Origin of the sequence: Phycicoccus mangrovi (assembly GCF_018729305.1) — a bacterium.
Taxonomy (GTDB): domain Bacteria; phylum Actinomycetota; class Actinomycetes; order Actinomycetales; family Dermatophilaceae; genus Phycicoccus; species Phycicoccus jejuensis.
The window spans coordinates 72,668-89,379 of the sequence record NZ_JAHHWP010000009.1; the positions used below are offsets into that span (position 1 = coordinate 72,668).

At 74.2% G+C, this 16,712-nt stretch carries 14 protein-coding genes and 1 tRNA gene; 6 read left to right on the top strand and 9 right to left on the bottom strand.

All coding sequences use genetic code 11. The features are described 5' to 3' along the window. Positions 1-83: 83 nt before the first annotated feature. Positions 84-170, bottom strand: a tRNA-Ser gene (locus tag KMZ30_RS07105). 157 nt (positions 171-327) lie between these two features. On the opposite strand from KMZ30_RS07105, the gene KMZ30_RS07110 reads away from it, so the two are divergent. From KMZ30_RS07110 to KMZ30_RS07125, 4 genes are all read left to right on the top strand, one after another. Then, a complete protein-coding gene (locus KMZ30_RS07110) occupies positions 328-693 on the top strand; it encodes a protoporphyrinogen oxidase (RefSeq protein ID WP_226901866.1) in 366 nt (121 codons plus the stop codon). Positions 694-1,196: 503 nt separating this feature from the next. Next, the gene (locus KMZ30_RS07115) at positions 1,197-2,783 is read left to right on the top strand and encodes a S8/S53 family peptidase (RefSeq protein ID WP_215511956.1); all 1,587 of its coding nucleotides are present in this window, start codon (positions 1,197-1,199) and stop codon (positions 2,781-2,783) included. Further along, positions 2,783-3,373, top strand: a complete 591-nt coding sequence (locus KMZ30_RS07120) for an RNA polymerase sigma factor (RefSeq protein ID WP_215511955.1) — start codon at positions 2,783-2,785, stop codon at positions 3,371-3,373. Before KMZ30_RS07115 ends, KMZ30_RS07120 begins: the two co-directional genes overlap by 1 nt. Then, the gene (locus tag KMZ30_RS07125; protein ID WP_215511954.1) at positions 3,370-3,873 is read left to right on the top strand and encodes a carboxypeptidase regulatory-like domain-containing protein; all 504 of its coding nucleotides are present in this window, start codon (positions 3,370-3,372) and stop codon (positions 3,871-3,873) included. The genes KMZ30_RS07120 and KMZ30_RS07125 overlap by 4 nt, the downstream gene beginning before the upstream one ends. Here the strand turns inward: KMZ30_RS07125 and KMZ30_RS07130 are convergent. Continuing rightward, positions 3,851-4,168 (bottom strand): hypothetical protein, encoded by a 318-nt coding sequence (locus KMZ30_RS07130; RefSeq protein ID WP_215511953.1) that lies wholly within the window; start codon positions 4,166-4,168, stop codon positions 3,851-3,853. The two genes, KMZ30_RS07125 and KMZ30_RS07130, sit on opposite strands and share 23 nt — an antisense overlap. Between KMZ30_RS07130 and KMZ30_RS07135 the strand changes: the two genes are divergently transcribed. Continuing rightward, positions 4,148-6,424 (top strand): CHAT domain-containing protein, encoded by a 2,277-nt coding sequence (locus tag KMZ30_RS07135; RefSeq protein ID WP_215519933.1) that lies wholly within the window; start codon positions 4,148-4,150, stop codon positions 6,422-6,424. The genes KMZ30_RS07130 and KMZ30_RS07135 overlap by 21 nt on opposite strands. A gap of 31 nt (positions 6,425-6,455) precedes the next feature. Here KMZ30_RS07135 and cysE read toward each other — a convergent pair whose 3' ends face one another. Both cysE and cysK read right to left on the bottom strand, forming a co-directional pair. Beyond that, positions 6,456-7,052, bottom strand: coding sequence for a serine O-acetyltransferase (gene cysE, locus KMZ30_RS07140; RefSeq protein ID WP_215511951.1), 597 nt, complete (start codon positions 7,050-7,052; stop codon positions 6,456-6,458). 1 nt (position 7,053) lies between these two features. Then, positions 7,054-7,983 (bottom strand): cysteine synthase A, encoded by a 930-nt coding sequence (gene cysK, locus KMZ30_RS07145; RefSeq protein WP_215511950.1) that lies wholly within the window; start codon positions 7,981-7,983, stop codon positions 7,054-7,056. 205 nt (positions 7,984-8,188) lie between these two features. On the opposite strand from cysK, the gene KMZ30_RS22290 reads away from it, so the two are divergent. Continuing rightward, complete coding sequence (locus tag KMZ30_RS22290) at positions 8,189-12,106, top strand: heterodisulfide reductase-related iron-sulfur binding cluster (protein ID WP_215511949.1); 3,918 nt, start codon at positions 8,189-8,191, stop codon at positions 12,104-12,106. A gap of 374 nt (positions 12,107-12,480) precedes the next feature. Here the strand turns inward: KMZ30_RS22290 and KMZ30_RS07155 are convergent, their stop codons facing one another. From KMZ30_RS07155 to KMZ30_RS07175, 5 genes are all read right to left on the bottom strand, one after another. Further along, positions 12,481-13,404, bottom strand: a complete 924-nt coding sequence (locus KMZ30_RS07155; RefSeq protein WP_215511948.1) for an ABC transporter substrate-binding protein — start codon at positions 13,402-13,404, stop codon at positions 12,481-12,483. A gap of 118 nt (positions 13,405-13,522) precedes the next feature. Next, positions 13,523-14,302, bottom strand: coding sequence for an ABC transporter permease (locus KMZ30_RS07160; protein ID WP_215511947.1), 780 nt, complete (start codon positions 14,300-14,302; stop codon positions 13,523-13,525). Continuing rightward, on the bottom strand, positions 14,299-14,946 hold the full coding sequence (locus tag KMZ30_RS07165; RefSeq protein WP_215511946.1) for an ABC transporter permease: 648 nt from the start codon (positions 14,944-14,946) through the stop codon (positions 14,299-14,301). Before KMZ30_RS07165 ends, KMZ30_RS07160 begins: the two co-directional genes overlap by 4 nt. Position 14,947: 1 nt before the next feature. Then, positions 14,948-16,090: an ABC transporter ATP-binding protein gene (locus KMZ30_RS07170; RefSeq protein ID WP_215511945.1), complete on the bottom strand. Its 1,143-nt coding sequence runs from the start codon at positions 16,088-16,090 to the stop codon at positions 14,948-14,950. Between the two features lie 85 nt (positions 16,091-16,175). Continuing rightward, positions 16,176-16,694, bottom strand: a complete 519-nt coding sequence (locus KMZ30_RS07175) for a MarR family winged helix-turn-helix transcriptional regulator (protein WP_215511944.1) — start codon at positions 16,692-16,694, stop codon at positions 16,176-16,178. Positions 16,695-16,712: the final 18 nt, after the last annotated feature.

Below are 16,712 nucleotides of genomic sequence, written 5' to 3' on the forward strand. Positions count from 1 at the left end.
CGCCTCGTCCCTCGGCGCGGGCCTCCCCGTCATCCCCCACCTCCGCCGGCTCCCGGCGGTCGCAGGCTCCCGCGGGGAGCCGGCGGAGGGCGTGGGATTCGAACCCACGATGACGTTGCCGCCATAGCGGTTTTCAAGACCGCCGCACTAGGCCACTATGCGAGCCCTCCAACGGCCCTGGGCATCACGCCCGGACCGCCCGCCCAGCGTAGGGCTCGCCCGGCCCGTCGCTCGTGCGGGGCGCGGGCGGTCGGCATCCGCCGGGTGCGCGGCTGCGTGGTGCCACCGGGCCATGGGTAAGGTCGGAGGCCGACGAGAGGAGCCCTCATGGGCAAGCTGACCTTCATGGCCGGGCTGGCCGCGGGCTACGTCCTCGGGGCCAAGGCGGGGACGCAGCGGTACGAGCAGATCCGCCGGACCTCGAGCAAGGTGTGGAACTCCGGACCGGTGCAGAAGCAGGTCGCGCAGGCCAAGGAGGCCGCGCGCACCAAGGCGGCGCCGGTCGTCGCCGACCTCGTCGCGGACGCCGCGCGCGCCACGGGCGAGCGGCTGCGCCAGGGTCGCACGGTCGCCTCGGAGGCCATCGCCCCGAACGGCCACCCGACGACCGCCCCCGAGCGCCCGCGCTCCGAGCAGGCCGAGCACGCGGACGCCTGGGCGGCCGCGACCCGGGCCCCCGGCACCCCCGACTGACCGCCCCTCCGCGGCCCGGACCATCGGTGGGAGACCGGCCACACCGTCCGGGCGCCCTCTGGAAGCACCCGGTGGCGCCCCCCTGCGGGCGCCGCGCGGCGTGACCGGTCCCCCGGGTGCGCGGGTCCTCCGGCCGGTACGACACCGCAGGTCCGGGCGGTGAGGCACCGGGGCCGTCGGCCCCGCTCGGTCGGTCGGCCACGTGGACCGTCCGCCCGGTCAGCCCCGGGGACCGCCGGTCCACCACCTGCGGCGGCGGACCGGCTCCGGGTCACGGCGACCGGGGCAGCTCCCCGGCGGGACCCGATCGTCGTGGCCCGGAGGGGCTCACGTGCGTCAGGAGCACCGCGAGGCCCTCCTGATACGTCCCGGACGAAGAGATCCACGTCACACGGTCCGAGGTATCACCCCGGCCCCCGACGGCTCCTTCTCAGCGTTGACGATCCTCACTACGCTGGACCGGCGCGGACACCCCATCCGGCCCGGTTCCCCCAGGAGCACCCATGGACGGCAAGGACCCCGACCGCCCGACCGGCGACGACGGCCGCCCGCCCCGGCCGCCCGTCCCACCGGTCTTCGCGGTGCCCGAGACGGCCCTGCGGCGCTTCGGTGCGACAGTCCTCGACCCCCGCACCGCCACGCGCGTCGGGGACGAGCCGGCGCCGCGCGCGGTCGCGTACGTCCCGCACCGCCTCTTCGTGCCGGGGCTGACCGACGAGCAGCTCGAGGAGGGTCCGCTGCAGCTGCTGCGCCGGATCGGCGAGGAGATGGACTTCCAGGTCGACGTGCTCCCGAGCCGTGTCGCCGCCGCCGCGCAGGAGCTGGGCTACGCCGAGCGCCTCGGCCGCTCGACGCACCGCCTCGTCGAGCTGCGCCCCAACCCCGGCCGCGTCGGCGCACCGCTGACCGCCTGGGACGTCGTCCAGCGCGCCCGCGGCGTCGACCGCAAGGCCGCCGCCGGCTTCAGCCTCAACCACGTGATGATGTCGAGCGGCCTCGAGGGCGTCGGCTACATGGGTGGCGTCGGGTACATGGGCGGGGTGGGCTACATGGGCGGGGTCGGGTACATGGGCGGGGTCGGCTACATGGGTGGGGTCGGGTACATGGGCGGCGTGGGGGCGCCGGGCGTGGCCGCCGGGCGCGGTCCCGTCTCGCTCCACGTCGACGCGCCGCAGCCCACCGGCGGCCCGTCCCCCGTCGTCGCCGTCCTCGACACCGGCCTCGGCTCCCACCCGTGGTTCGACGGCTCGCCGCTCGTCGACCGCGACCCGACCGTCGCGGGCCAGACCATCGGCCTGCGCTTCGCGCCCGACCGGGACCCCGAGGGCCGGGGCGTCACCGTCGACACCGTCAACGGAACCCTCGATGCCCTCGCGGGCCACGGCACCTTCGTCGCGGGCGTCATCCGGCAGCAGTGCCCCGACGCGCGCCTCGTCGTCGTCCCCGTCATGTACGGCGACGGCGCGGCGGACGAGCAGGACGTCGTCGAGGCGCTCGGACTGCTGGCGCTCTACCACTGGGCCGCGCAGGAGGGCCGGGCCGACCACGACCCGCTGAGCGTCGTCAACCTCTCGATGGGCTACTACCACGAGCGTCCGGACACGGTCTCGGACGAGGACGCCCTCTTCCGCGTCATCGCGATGCTCGCGGAGGACGGCGTCGCCGTCGTCGCGGCCGCCGGCAACGGCGCCACCACCGAGCACTTCTGGCCGGCCGCCCTCTCGCAGAACCCGAACCGTGCCGTCCCGGTGGCCGCGGTCGGCGCCCTCAACCCGACGGGCAAGGCCGCGGCGACGTTCTCGAACACCGGCGAGTGGGTCACCCACTGGCACCCCGGCGTGGCCGTCGTCAGCACGATGCCGACGACGCTCGAGGGGTCGCTGCGCGGCGACCTGGCAGTGCCCGCGGGGCACGGGTCGCCGGCCCGCGAGACCCCCGACCCCGACTGCTACGCCACCGGCTTCGGTGTCTGGAGCGGCACCTCGTTCGCCGCCCCGTGCTGTGCCGGCGGCATCTCGCAGCTGCTCGCCACGAAGGCCTGCGGCTCGGTCGCGGAGGCGGTCGCCAAGACCCTGGGAGGAGCACCGTGATGCACACCGACGCCGACGGCCTCGCCGTCCGGGCGGCCGCCGCGTTCGAGGCGTTCCGCGACGGCGACGGCGCGGGGATGACCCTGCTCGTCGGCGAGGTCACGCCCCTCCTGTGGGCCGTCGCGCGCCAGTCGGGGCTCGACCACCAGGCCGCCGAGGACGTCGTCCAGAACACCTGGCTCAAGCTCGTCCAGCACGCGGGGTCGGTCGACGACCCCCGCTCGGTCCTCAAGTGGCTGCTCACGACGACGCGCCGCGACTCGTGGCGGCTGCGCTCGCGCGGCCACCGCGAGGAGCCCGACGCCCACGACGACGTCCGTGAGGTCGAGTCCGACCACACCGCCCCCTCCCCCGAGGACGCCGTCCTCGCCCACGACGAGCAGCGCGTCGTCTGGGAGCACTTCCACCTGCTGTCCGACCGCTGCCAGACCCTCTTGCGCGCCATCGCGTACGCCGACCGACCCGACTACGCGGGGGTGGCCGACGCCCTCGGGATGCCGGTCGGGTCGATCGGCCCGACCCGGGGCCGGTGTCTCGCGAAGCTGCGCGCCGCCCTGACCTCCGATCCCCGTTGGGAGATGACCTCATGAACCCTGCACCCGACCACGAGGAGCGCCTGGCCGGCGAGCCGGTCGACGCCACGGACCTGCGCGTCCTCGCCGCCGTGCGCGCCGCCCACGACGCGCTCGACCCCGTGCCGCCCGGCCTCGTCGATCGCATCACCTTCGCGATGAGCGTCGCCTCGCTCGAGGCCGAGGTGGCCCGCATCGTCTCCGACGCCGAGGCCCTGACCAGCGTGCGCGGCGCCGACTACGACCGGGCCGACACCGTGACCTTCGCCAGCGACGGCCTGAGCGTCATGGTGAGCCTCGAGCCGGCCGGCCCGGGGCGGGTCGACGTCGTCGGCTGGGCCAGCGAGGGCGAGGTCGACGTCGAGCTGCGCGAGCGCAGCCGGACCCGCACCACCGGCACCGATCCCGACGGGCGGTTCACCTTTGCGGGGGTCGAGCGCGGTCTGGTGAACTTCGTCCTGCGGCGACGCGGGCGACCGGACGCGCCGCCGGTCATCACACCGGCCATCGACCTCTAGAGGAGGAGCCATCGAGCGCGACCCGCTGCAGTCTGCGGGGGGGCTGCTCGATGCTGCGCGCGCCGACAACGAGATCGGCGAGTTCGCCTCTGCCGCGGAGCAGCTCGACCAGGCCCTCGGCCTGCTGGAGGGTCGCACCGACCACGACGCGCGCTGGCTGCGGGTCCGCATCCGCATCACGCGGGCGTGGTCGGAGCTCGAGGCGGACGGCATCCAGCCGGCGCTGCGGACGCTCCGCGCGGCGCGGGCCGAGGCGCTCGAGCTCGACGACCCGTTGCTCGTCACGCTCACGCACATCCAGGAGGGCACGCTCCACGGGCGGGTCGGGGCGTGGCCGTCGTGCGTCGAGGCGCTGCTGGCGGTCGACGTCGAGGGCTCCGGGCTCGAGCCCGCCCAGCGGTGGGCCTACCACCTCAACCTCGGGCAGGCCTGGCTCGGCGTCGGCCGCGCGAAGGACGCCGCCGAGAACTTCGACCTGGCGCGCGACATCGCGGTCGCGAACGGCTACCCGGAGCTCGAGTTCAAGGCCCGGCACAACCGGGCGGTCGTCGCGTTCGTCGACGGCGACCTGCCCCGCGCCCTCACCCTCATGCGCGAGGCCGACGCGATGGACGTCGCGGTCGCGCGCGACCGGGCCCGACTCGACCACGCAGAGGTGCTCCTCGCCGCAGGGCTCGTCGACGGGGCGCGGTCCGAGCTCGAGGCCGCGCTCTCGACGGCCCACTCCTCCGCGCACCGCATCGAGGAGGGGGAGATCAGCCTGCGCCTCGCGCGCTGCGACCTGCTCGTCGGTGACCTCGAGCGGGCGCGCGACCGGATCCGCGACGCCACCGCCGCCTACCGTGCCCGACAGGCCGACGACCTCGTGCGCGAGGCCGAGCTCCTGCGGGCCGGCGTCGACGTCGCCGAGGGGCGCGACCTGCCGGCCGTCGTCGAGCGGCTCGTCCGGCACACCGAGCACGGGGCCGGCGAGCCCGGGGCCCCGGCGCTCGGCACCTCGGGCCGCGAGGCCGTGCGGCTGGAGGCCGAGGCCCGCCTGCTGCTCGGGGACGCCGACGGGGCCGAGCGGCGGCTCGAGGCGCTCGGGGAGGACGGTGAGCGGTCGCTCTCCGCGACCCTCCACGAGGTGCTGGTCCGTGCCCGTCTCGACCTCGCCCGCGGCCGGGGCCCGCAGGCCCGCGCCCGGCTCGAGGACGGCAACCGCGTCCTCGCGGCGCACCAGGTCCAGTCGGCCAGCCTCGACGTGCGCGCCGCCCTGGCCCTCCACGGCCGGCGGCTCGCGGCCCTCGACACCGAGCGCGCCCTCGCGGAAGACCCCGCCGACGAGGTGCTCGCGACGGTCGAGCGCTGGCGGGCGATCTCGCACCGCATCAACCCCGTCACCGACCCGGACGACCCCGACCTCGCCGAGGCCACGCGCGAGCTGCGCCGCCTGCGGCAGCTGCTCGCCGACAGTGACGGCGACCAGGCAGCGACGCTGACCCCCCGGGTCGACGAGCTCGAGACCCTTGTCGCACAGCGGGAGTGGAGCCTCGCGCTCGACGGGACGGCGAGCGGTGCGGTGCATCCCGTCGACGCCGACGAGGCCCGCGGAGCCCTCGACGACGGCACGACGGTCGTCGAGTTCTTCGAGTCCGCCGGCGAGCTGCACCAGGTGGTGCTCCGCGCGTCCGGGGCCGAGGTCGTGCACGTCGGGCCGGTGGCCGCGGTCGTCGAGGCGGTCACGCGGCTGCGGCGCGACCTGCGCGCCCGGGCGACGATCGCCCCCGGGTCGCCGATGGCCGCCGTCCTCGAGCGCGCCACTGTCTCGTCGCTCGCGGCGGCCGACACGCTCCTCAACCCCGGTGGCGCCGACGAGCGCCGGGTCGTCGTCGTGCCGTCACGCACGCTCGCCGGGATGCCGTGGAGCCTCATGCCCAGCCTGCGCGGTCGACCGGTCACGGTGGCGCCCAGCCTGACCCGCTGGGTACGGGGCCCCGCCCGCGTGGCCCCGGCCCGGCCGACGGCCCCGGTCGCGGCCCTCTACGGGCCCGGCCTGGCGCGCACCCTCCCGGAGATCCGGGCCGTCGCCGGGGCCTGGGGCGTCGTCGCCGGGGAGGTCGCCGAGCGGCCGGCCACCAGCGCGGACGTCCTCGACGCCCTCGGATCGGCGCGGGTCGTGCACCTCGCGGCCCACGGCCTGCACCAGGGCCAGAGCCCGCTCTTCTCGTCGGTGCGGATGGCCGACGGTCCCGTCTTCGCCCACGAGTTCCCGCGGCCCGTGGCCGCCGAGCACGTCGCGCTGTCGGCCTGCGACGTCGGACAGTTCTCGACCCGCCCGGGCGACGAGCCGCTGGGGCTGGCCATCGCCCTGCTCTCGCTGGGCGCGACGAGCGTGCTGGCCGCCGTCGCCCCGGTCGCGGACGACGTGGCACACGACGCGATGGTCGCCCACCACCGGCGCATCGCGGCGGGGGTCGACGCCGCACAGGCGTGGGCCGAGGTCGTCGTCGAGCACCCCGGGGCCGGGGTGTTCTGCCTCTACGGCTCCGAGTGGTGCGCCACCCCGTGACCTCGCAAGACCGGAACGGTTCTCGCGCAGGTCAGATGAAGATGGCCGGCTCGGCGAAGAGCGCGTCGTAGGGGTCCTCGCCGGGCAGCTGCGGCATCCGGACGCGCGCGGGCACACCGGTCGCGACCGCACCGGCGGGGACGTCCTTGACGACGACCGAGTTGGCCCCGACCTGCGCGTCGTCGCCGATCTCGATGTCGCCGAGGATGCGGGCACCGGTGCCGACGACGACGCGGTCGCCCAGCGTCGGGTGCCGCTTCGTGCCGCGCGCCAGCGACCGGCCGCCGAGGGTGACCCCGTGGTAGAGCATCACGTCGTCGCCGACGACCGCGGTGGCACCGATGACGACGCCCATCCCGTGGTCGATGAAGAAGCGCCGGCCGATGCGGGCTCCGGGGTGGATCTCGACGCCGGTCACCGCGCGGGTGGCCGTCGACAGCAGGCGCGCGGCCGGGCGCCACTGGGGGCCCTTCTGCCACAACCGGTGCGCGAGCCGGTAGGACCAGATCGCGTGCAGCCCGGGGGAGTTCAGGGCCACGTCGGCCCGGGTCTCGGCGGCGGGGTCGCGCCGCATCGCGGCATCGAGGTCCTCGCGGACCGCGGCGCGCGCCTGCTGGAGGAGGGACATGTCAGTCGACGAGACCCTCGAACAGGATCGTCGAGAGGTAGCGCTCGCCGAAGCTCGGGATGATGACGACGATCGTCTTGCCGGCGTTCTCGGGGCGGCTCGCGACCTGGTTGGCGGCGGCGAGGGCGGCACCGGACGAGAGCCCGACGAGCAGGCCCTCCTCGGTCGCGGCCCGGCGGGCCCACTCGACGGAGGTCTGCGCGTTAACGTCGATGACCTCGTCGTAGACCTCGGTGTTGAGGATCTCGGGGACGAAGTTCGCACCGATGCCCTGGATCTTGTGCGGACCCGGCTGGCCGCCGTTGAGGATCGGGGACTCCTCCGGCTCGACCGCGATGATCTTCACGTCCGGCTTGCGGGACTTGAGGACCTCTCCGACGCCGGTGATCGTGCCACCGGTGCCGATGCCGGCCACGACGATGTCGACGGCGCCGTCGGTGTCCTTCCAGATCTCCTCGGCGGTCGTGCGGCGGTGCACCTCGGGGTTCGCCGCGTTGGCGAACTGCCGGGCGAGGACGGCGCCCTCGCGCTCGGCGACGATCTCGTCGGCCTTGGCGACCGCGCCCTTCATCCCCGTGGAGGGGTCGGTGAGGACGAGCTCGGCGCCGTACGCGCGCAGGAGGGCGCGGCGCTCCTTGCTCATCGACTCGGGCATCGCGAGGACGACCTTGTAGCCGCGCGCGGCGCCGACCATCGCGAGCGCGATGCCGGTGTTGCCGGAGGTGGCCTCGACGATCGTGCCGCCGGGCTCGAGCTGGCCCGAGGCCTCGGCGGCGTCGACGATCGCGACCCCGATGCGGTCCTTGACCGAGCTCGCCGGGTTGTAGAACTCCAGCTTCGCCGCGACCGTGGCGTCCCCGTCGATGATCCGGTTGAGCCGGACGAGCGGGGTGTTGCCGACGGCCTGGGTCACGTCGTCGAGGATGGGCATCGGGTCGCCTCTCTGTCGGTGGGCGCCGGTCCCGGGAGGCGGGGTGCGGCGCGTCGAGCCTGCTCCGAGCCAACCCCGGAGTCCTTATGCGTATTCCAACACGCCGTTATCGGGCCGGACAACGAGCTCTCGCGGCCGCGCAGGCCCTGTTGACGGTCGTCACAGACCGGTGAGCGCTTGCTTACCCACGGGTACGCTGACCCGCATGCCTGCTGCCCTCGCGCCCGCCCTGGCCAGCGACGTCATCCCGTCGTTCGACGACCGGTTCGGCGGGGTCACCGCCCTGCAGGTCGTCGCCATCGTCCTCTGCCTCGTCGTCCCGACGATCGGGTGGGCGCTGCTCTTCCGGCAGGTGGGGCGGTTCGTCACGCTCTACCGCCTCGGGCAGCCCGACGGCTCGCGCACCGACGCGCCCGCGGCCCGCACCTGGACGCTGGCCAAGGAGTTCCTCGGCCACACCCGGATGTCGCGGCTCAAGGTCGTCGCGGCGGCGCACTGGTTCACCGCGCTGGCGTTCATCATCCTCTTCACGACGCTCGTCAACGCGTTCTTCCAGCTCGTCCAGCCCGACTACCGGCTGCCGGTCCTCGGGCACTTCGCACCGTTCGAGTGGGTCGTCGAGATCTTCGCGTGGGGCGGGCTCGTCGGCATCGTCGTCCTCATGGCCATCCGCCAGAAGAACCACCCGCGGCGGGCGCGCGGCGAGGGCGGGCGCTTCTCGCGGTTCTACGGCTCGACCTTCTGGCAGGCCTACTACGTCGAGCTGACCATCCTCTTCGTCACGTTCTGCATCCTCCTGCTGCGCGGCCTCGAGGCGGCGATGGTGCAGCGCTTCGAGCCCGACACCTCGCTGGTCGCCCACTTCCCGCTGACCGGCTGGATGGCCGGCTGGTGGTCGGGCACCACACCGGCGGGGCTCGCCGCCTGGGTGCAGGTCGTCGCCACCGTCAAGATCCTCATCTCGTTCGCGTGGATGATCACCATCGCGCTCCAGCCGACCATGGGTGTCGCCTGGCACCGCTTCCTGGCCTTCCCGAACATCTGGTTCAAGCGCGAGTCGTCGGGGCGCACCGCGCTCGGCCCGGCCAAGCCGATGACGGTCGGCGGCAAGCCGTTCGACATCGAGGCCATGGAGGAGATGGAGGAGGGCGACGTCCTCGGCGTCGGCCAGGTCGAGGACTTCACGTGGAAGGGCCTGCTCGACTTCTCGACCTGCACCGAGTGCGGCCGCTGCCAGTCGCAGTGCCCCGCGTGGAACACCGAGAAGCCCCTCTCCCCCAAGCTGCTCATGATGACGCTGCGCGACCACGCGGACGCCAAGGCCCCGTACCTGCGTGCCCTGTCGGCCGCCGACGGCGACCAGGAGAAGGCGATGGCCTCCGTCGCGAGCGCGGCCGCGACCGTCCCCACCGACGGCGTCGAGCCCGCCGGCTCGGTCGACGTCGTCGACTGGACCTCGATGGCCCTCGTCGGCGACACCGGCTACGACCCCGCGGCCCCGCTGACCGCGTACAACCCGCACGGCCCCGACGCCGTCATCGACCAGGACGTGCTCTGGTCGTGCACGACGTGCGGCGCCTGCGTCGAGCAGTGCCCGGTCGACATCGAGCACGTCGACCACATCATCGACATGCGCCGGTACGCGACCCTCATCGAGTCGGCGTTCCCGCAGGAGCTCGGGGGCCTGTTCAAGAACCTCGAGGGCAAGGGCAACCCGTGGGGCATGGGCGCCCGGGCGCGCCTGGACTGGGCCAAGGACCTGCCGTTCGACGTCAAGATCCTCGGCCAGGACGTCGAGAAGGCCTCGGACGTCGAGTGGCTCTTCTGGGTCGGCTGCGCCGGTGCCTACGAGGACCGCGCGAAGAAGACGACCCGCGCCGTCGCCGAGCTGCTCGACACGGCCGGCGTCTCGTTCGCCGTCCTCGGGGACGGCGAGACCTGCACCGGCGACTCGGCCCGCCGCGCCGGCAACGAGCTGCTCTTCCAGACCCTCGCCGCGCAGAACGTCGAGACCTTCGGCGAGTTCGGCGTCACCAAGGTCGTCGTCACGTGCGCCCACTGCTTCAACACGATCAAGAACGAGTACCCGCAGCTGGGCGGGAGCTACGAGGTCGTCCACCACACGCAGCTGCTCAACCGGCTGGTGCGCGAGAAGAAGCTCGTGCCGGTCGCCCGGCCCGACGAGGCGCCCGGCATGTCGTCGGCGAAGAACGCCGCGTCGACCGCGCCGTCGGTCACGTACCACGACCCCTGCTACCTCGGCCGGCACAACGACGTCTACGCCCCGCCGCGCGAGCTCATCGGAGCCCTCCCCGGCGTCGAGCTGCGCGAGATGCCGCGGCACGGCGAGAAGTCCTTCTGCTGCGGCGCCGGCGGTGCGCGCATGTGGATGGAGGAGAAGCTCGGCACCCGCATCAACACCAACCGCACCGACGAGGCCCTGGCCACCGGCGCGGAGCGCATCGCCATCGGCTGCCCGTTCTGCCGCGTGATGATCTCGGACGGGCTCACCGCCAAGCAGGCGCAGGGCGTCGGCGAAGAGGTCGAGGTCGTCGACGTCGCGCAGATGCTGCTCGCGGCCGTCCGCCGGGGTCAGGAGGCGCCCGAGGCCGCGGTCTCGGCGGAGGCCGCGTCGGCCGCTCCGGAGGTCACGGCGCCTGCCGCTGCGGCGACCGCTGCTGCAGCCGCCACCGTCACCGAGCCCGAGCCCGCCCCGGCTGCTGACGCCGCACCCGTCCAGGCGTCGACGGACGTGTCGGCTCCTGACCAGGACGAGGCCGACCCCTGGGACGACCAGCCCGCTGCCGCACCCAGGACCGACGCTGCGCAGCCCGTGCAGGAATCGACGACTGTGTCGACTCCCGACCAGGACGAGGCTGACCCCTGGGACGACCAGCCCGCTGCGCCGGCCACGTCCGAGCGCGCCGCGGAGCCCGAGGTCGCGGTCGACGCCGAGACGGCGGAGGCGGTCGTCGACGGCTCCGAGCCCGACCCATGGGACGAGCCCGCTGCCGTCGCGGACCCGGAGCCCGGCCGCTCGCAGGGCGAGCCGTCCGAGGAGAAGGCCAAGGCCGATGCCGCCGCCTCGACCGACGAGGTCGACCCGTGGGACGAGCCGGCCGACGCGCCAGCCACGCAGCCCGTGCAGGAATCGACGAACGTGTCGACTTCTGATCAGGCCACCGCGACGACCACGGACGCGGACGACGTCGACCCCTGGGACGAGCCCGCCGCCGGCACCACCCCGGCCGCGTCGCCCGTGCAGGAACCGATCGAGGCGTCGACCTCCGACCAGCCCGTCGCTGCAGAGACGGACGCGGACGACGTCGACCCGTGGGACGAGCCCGCCGACTCGGCGGCGCCCGCCAGCGACGTCCCGAAGCCGGAGCCGACGACCGCGTCGACCCCCGCCCCCGCACCGGCAGCCACCACGGACGACGACGTCGACCCCTGGGACGAGCCCGCCGCCGACGTGCAGGAACCGACGAAGGCGTCGACGTCCGACCAGCCCGCCGCTGCAACCACGGACGCCGACGACGTCGACCCCTGGGACGAGCCCGCCGACTCGGTGGCGCCTGCCACCGACGCTCCGGCGCCGGAGCCGGACACAGCCACCGAGCCGGACGCCGTGCAGCAGGCGGACGATGAGCCGGCCCCCGAGGCGGAGCCCGTCGCGGAAGAGGCACCGGCGGCACCGGCAGCTGCGAGCGGCTCGTTCGGCGGCGACGCATCACTGCTCGACGAGCCCGACCCGTGGGACGAGCCGGTCGACGCGCCCGCCGTGGACGCGGCGCCGGCGACGGTCACCGACGGTGCTGCGCCCGACAGCTCCTCGTCGACGGATGCGGAGCCGGCCGAGGAGGACGTGGCGGTCGCCGACGAGACGACCGACGCCCAGGCGCCGACGGAGGAGTCGCACGAGACCGAGGACACCGAGCCGTCCGCCACCCCGGAGCCGGACGCTGCTGACGAGCCGGAGCCCAGCGAGGAGCCGGTCGACGAGCAGCCGACGGCCGAGGCGCCGACCACCGAGGAGCAGAAGCCGGCGAGCAAGCCCGGTGCAACCCCCGCGTCGTTCGGCGGCGACGCCTCGCTCCTCGACGAGCCCGACCCCTGGGACTGACCGCCGGCTCGACCCATCCCGACTGATTGCCCATCCGCCACCTCAGAAGCGCCCCAGAGGCCCCTCCGAGGTGGCGGATGCGCAAGAAGTCACCCTCACCACCCGACTTGTTGCGAGTTCCGCCGCTCGACACGCCCACCAGCGGCGCGTTGACCGGCTCAACTCGCAAGAAGTCGGGAAACGGAGGTCGGGCGGGCGGCGAGGGTCAGCGCACAGGCCGCCCCCGACGACGAGCGGGCCCCCGGTGACCTGGTCGGTCACCGGGGGCCCGGTCGCTCAGCCGCGGGGTCGCGCCCCGCGGACGGTCGATCACCCGCGGGTCGCGCCCCGCGGACGGTCGACCACCCGCGGGGTCGCGCCCCGCGGACGGTCTTTCAGCCCAGGCCGTTGCTCGAGAGGAACTCGGCGGCGACGGTCTTGGGGTCCTTCTTGTCGATGTCGGTCTGCTTGAGCATCTGCGTCACCGCGTCGGTCGTCAGCTTGGCCGAGACCGCGTTGAGGGCGTCCTTGACCTCGTCGGCCTTGTCGGCGCGCACGAGCGGCACGATGTTCTGCGACCCGAAGACGCGCTTGGTGTCCTCGAGCACGACGAGGTTGTTCGCCGCGATGCCGGGGTCGGTCGAGAACACGTTCGCGACGTCCGCCTGGCCGTTGACGAGCGCCTGGAGGACGGCCTGGCCGGTCAGCGGCCGGAAGGACCCGAACGTGATGCCGTAGACCTTCTCGAGGCCGACGACCCCCTGCGGGCGCTCCTTGAACTCGGGCTGCGCGGCGAGGGTCATGTCGCCCGCGACGGCCTTGAGGTCCTCGATGGTCGTGAGGTTCTTCGAGTCGGCCGTCTCCTTCGTGACGGCGAGCGAGTCGACGTCCTCGGCGGCGGACTTGTCGAGCACCGTCAGGGTGTCGGGGACGACCTCCTTGGCCTTCTCGTAGACCTCCTCGGCGTCGGTGCCGGAGTACTCCTTGTCGTAGTACACGGCGAGCGCGCCGGTGTACTCGGGGAAGACCTGCACGGAGTTGTCCTCGAGCGCGCGCAGGTAGATCTCGCGCGCCCCGATGTTGGTCTTCGTCGACGCGTCGATGCCCTTGGCGCGCAGCGCCCCGGCGTAGACCTCGGCGAGGAGGGTGGACTCGGAGAAGTCGGCGCCGCCGACGACGATCGAGCCGGACGAGGCACCCCCGGAGGAGGATCCGGCGGCCGGGCTCTCGCTGGCGAGCGGGTCGCTGCCACCACCGCAGGCCGACAGCCCGAGGGCGGCGGCGACGGCGACGGAGGTGAGGACGGTTCTGCGCTTCATCGGGTCGGTCCCTTTCGTGGTGGCCGGGCTCGGTGGCCGGGGCCGGTGTTGGGTCGGTGGTGCACGGGGTGGGGGACGCCGGCTCGTGGCGTCCGGGTGGGCTCGGGGGCAGGTCGGGTCAGGAGCTCGTCCCCGACATCCCACCCGGACCAACAGGCGTCCGCGCGTTTGCTTCCGCGGAGACGGATTCGTCATCGTTTCGTGACCCACCGACACGCCGCCCCCGACCCGTGAGGCCGGGCGAGACGAGCCGCCGCTGGAGCAGCGCGAGCAGGCCCTCGAGGGCGATGGCGAGCAGCGCGACGAGCAGCGCGCCCCCGGCGGCCCGCGGGTAGTCGGCGAGGGCGATGCCGTCGACGAGGTAGCGCCCGAGCCCGCCGAGGCCGATGTACGCCGCGATCGTCGCGGTGGCGACGACCTGGAGCACGGCGGTGCGCAGGCCCGACATCACGAGCGGCAGCGCGCACGGCAGCTCGACCTGGCGCAGCACCTGCCAGCCGGTCATCCCCACCCCGCGGGCGGCGTCGCGCGCGGCCGGGTCGACCGCCTCGACCCCCGCGTACGTGCCGGCGAGCAGCGGCGGGATGGCGAGCAGCACGAGCACGGCGACGCTGGGCGCGAGGAAGGCGGCGTCGCCCCTGAGGATCGGCCCGACGAGCAGCGACGCGGCGAAGAGCAGGCCGAGGGTCGGCACGGCGCGCGCCGCGTTCGCCGTGGTGACGAGCCAGCGCATCCGGCCGCTGTGGCCGATCCACAGGCCGAGCGGCAGCGCGACCGCGGCGGCGATGACCATCGTCATCAGGGCGTACGTCAGGTGCTCGAGCAGGCGGGTGGGGATGCCGTCGGAGCCCGACCAGTTGGCCGGGTCGGTGAACCACGAGAGCAGGGAGGCGATCATGCCGTGCCCCCCGCCACCCGGCGCCACGGCGTCAGCGCCCGCGCGAGGAGGAGGATGAGCCCGTCGAGCAGGAGCGCGAGCACGAGGCAGGCGACGATGCCGGTGACGAGCTCGCCCCAGATGATGCGTCGCCACCCGTCGACGAGCAGGGAGCCGAGCTGCGGCACCCCGACGAGCGAGGCGACGCTGACGATGCTCACGTTGCTCACGGCGGCGACCCTCAGGCCGGCCGCGATGACGGGGACGGCGAGCGGCAGCTCGACCCCCACGAGCCGGCGCAGCCCGCGGTAGCCCATCGCGGTCGCGGCCTGCTCGACGTGGTCGGGCACCGACATCAGGCCGTCGGCGACGGTGCGGGCCAGCAGCGCGACCGTGTAGACGGTCATCGCGACGACGACGTTGAACGGGTCGAGGATCTTCGTGCCGAGGACCAGCGGCATGATGATGAACAGGGCCAGCGACGGGATCGTGTAGAGCAGCCCGCTCGTCGTGACCACCGCCGGGTAGGCCCCGCGCCAGCGCTTGGCCAGCCAGCCGAGCGGCAGCGACAGCACGAGACCGAGCAGCAGCGGCACCCCGGACAGGTAGAGGTGTTGCCCCGCGAGGTCGATGACGGTGCGCCAGTTCGACGCGAGCCAGTCCACCTCAGGCCCCCTCCTCCGCGAGGGCGACGGCCCCGCCGTGCACGGGGTCCTCCTCGTCGCGCTCGGGCCGGTCGGTGTCCTCGATGGCGCTGAGCACCTCGTGCGCCAGCACCGTGCCGACGAGCACGCCGCTGTCGTCGACCACCACGCCGCGGCGCGAGGGCGAGGACAGCGCCGCGTCGAGCGCTCCGCGCAGCGTGCCGCCGTCGCGGGCGACGGTGCCACCGCGGTGCAGGTCGGCGTCCTCGACGCCCCGGGAGCCGATGCGCTCCGGCTCGACCCATCCGAGCGGCTTGCGCTGCTCGTCGACGACGAGCAGCCAGGCGCCGCTGCCGGCCGCGGGCTGCTCGCCGAGGACGATGGTGCGCTCCGAGCGCAGCGGCAGCCGCGGCGTGGGCTGGAACTGCAGGGCGCGGTAGCCGCGGTCGCGGCCGACGAAGTCCGCGACGAAGTCGTCCGCCGGGTGGGCGAGGAGGTACGAGGGCTCGGCGACCTGCGCCAGCTGACCGCCGACCCGCAGGACGGCCACCTGGTCGCCGAGCTTGATGGCCTCGTCGATGTCGTGGGTGACGAAGATGATCGTCTTGCCGAGCTCGTCCTGGAGGCGGAGGAACTCGTCCTGGAGCTGGTCGCGGACGATGGGGTCGACGGCCGAGAACGGCTCGTCCATGAGCATGACGGGCGGGTCCGCCGCGAGCGCCCGGGCGACGCCGACGCGCTGCTGCTGCCCGCCGGACAGCTGCGCCGGGTAGCGGTCGCCGAGCACGGGGTCGAGCCCGACGCGCTCGAGCAGCTCGTGGCTGCGCTCCTGCGTGCGCTTGCGGTCCCAGCCCAGCAGCCGGGGCACGGTGCCGATGTTGTCGAGGACCGTGCGGTGCGGGAAGAGCCCCGCGTGCTGGATGACGTAGCCGATGCCGCGCCGCAGCTCGGACTGCTTCATCCGGCCGGTGTCCTGACCGTCGAGGGAGATGGACCCCTTCGTCGGCTCGATCATCCGGTTGACCATGCGCAGGCTCGTCGTCTTGCCGCACCCCGACGGTCCGACGAGCACGGTGATCTTGCCCGTCGGCGCCGTCAGGCTCAGGTCGTCGACGGCCACCGTGCCGTCGGGGAACTGCTTGGTCACGCCGTCGAAGCGGATCATCCGTCGACCCTAGTGCGCGCAACCGCGGGTGGACCGCCCTCGATGACGCACGTTCGACGGACCGAGACCGGATCGAGACCCGGGCTCACCAGCTGTCGGCGGGCTCACGGGCTGGGTCGGGCAGCGGTTCGTGCGCCGCCTCGGCGAAGGCCGTGAGCGCCGCGACGAGACCCGTGCGGCGCTCGGCCGGCATCCGCCGGACGACCTCGGCGATGGCCGCGCGGCGCCGGTCGGTCACGGTGTCGACGACCTCCCGACCCCGCTCGGTCAGCGCGAGGACGACCGCGCGCCGGTCGCGCGCATCCTCCTGCCGGGTGACGAGGCCGGCGGCGAGGAGGCGGTCGACGGTGCGCAGCGCGCTCGACGGGCCGACGCCGAGGCGCTCGGCGAGCGCGCTCAGGCGCGTCTCGCGCAGGCCGCTCAGGACGACGAGGGCGCGGAACTGGGTGAGCGTCAGGCTGTCCTCGACGTCCGCGAGCGAGCGCGCCGAGACGGCGACGAGCACCCGCGACGAGACGAGCACCGCGCCGACGATCGCGTCGAGCTCGTCGGCGTCCTCGGCCCCGGGGGCGGGGGGCGGCACAGCCGGGGGAATTTCACTCACGAGTGCAACTATTGCATA

Bases quoted from the DNA above. Each gene is read 5' to 3' on its own strand.
- KMZ30_RS07110 (WP_226901866.1), top strand. From the start codon at position 328: ATGGGCAAGCTGACCTTCATGGCCGGGCTGGCCGCGGGCTACGTCCTC.
- KMZ30_RS07115 (WP_215511956.1), top strand. From the start codon at position 1,197: ATGGACGGCAAGGACCCCGACCGCCCGACCGGCGACGACGGCCGCCCG.
- KMZ30_RS07120 (WP_215511955.1), top strand. From the start codon at position 2,783: ATGCACACCGACGCCGACGGCCTCGCCGTCCGGGCGGCCGCCGCGTTC.
- KMZ30_RS07125 (WP_215511954.1), top strand. From the start codon at position 3,370: ATGAACCCTGCACCCGACCACGAGGAGCGCCTGGCCGGCGAGCCGGTC.
- cysE (WP_215511951.1), bottom strand. From the start codon at position 7,052: ATGTCCCTCCTCCAGCAGGCGCGCGCCGCGGTCCGCGAGGACCTCGAT.
- cysK (WP_215511950.1), bottom strand. From the start codon at position 7,983: ATGCCCATCCTCGACGACGTGACCCAGGCCGTCGGCAACACCCCGCTC.
- KMZ30_RS22290 (WP_215511949.1), top strand. From the start codon at position 8,189: ATGCCTGCTGCCCTCGCGCCCGCCCTGGCCAGCGACGTCATCCCGTCG.
- KMZ30_RS07155 (WP_215511948.1), bottom strand. From the start codon at position 13,404: ATGAAGCGCAGAACCGTCCTCACCTCCGTCGCCGTCGCCGCCGCCCTC.
- KMZ30_RS07160 (WP_215511947.1), bottom strand. From the start codon at position 14,302: ATGATCGCCTCCCTGCTCTCGTGGTTCACCGACCCGGCCAACTGGTCG.
- KMZ30_RS07170 (WP_215511945.1), bottom strand. From the start codon at position 16,090: ATGATCCGCTTCGACGGCGTGACCAAGCAGTTCCCCGACGGCACGGTG.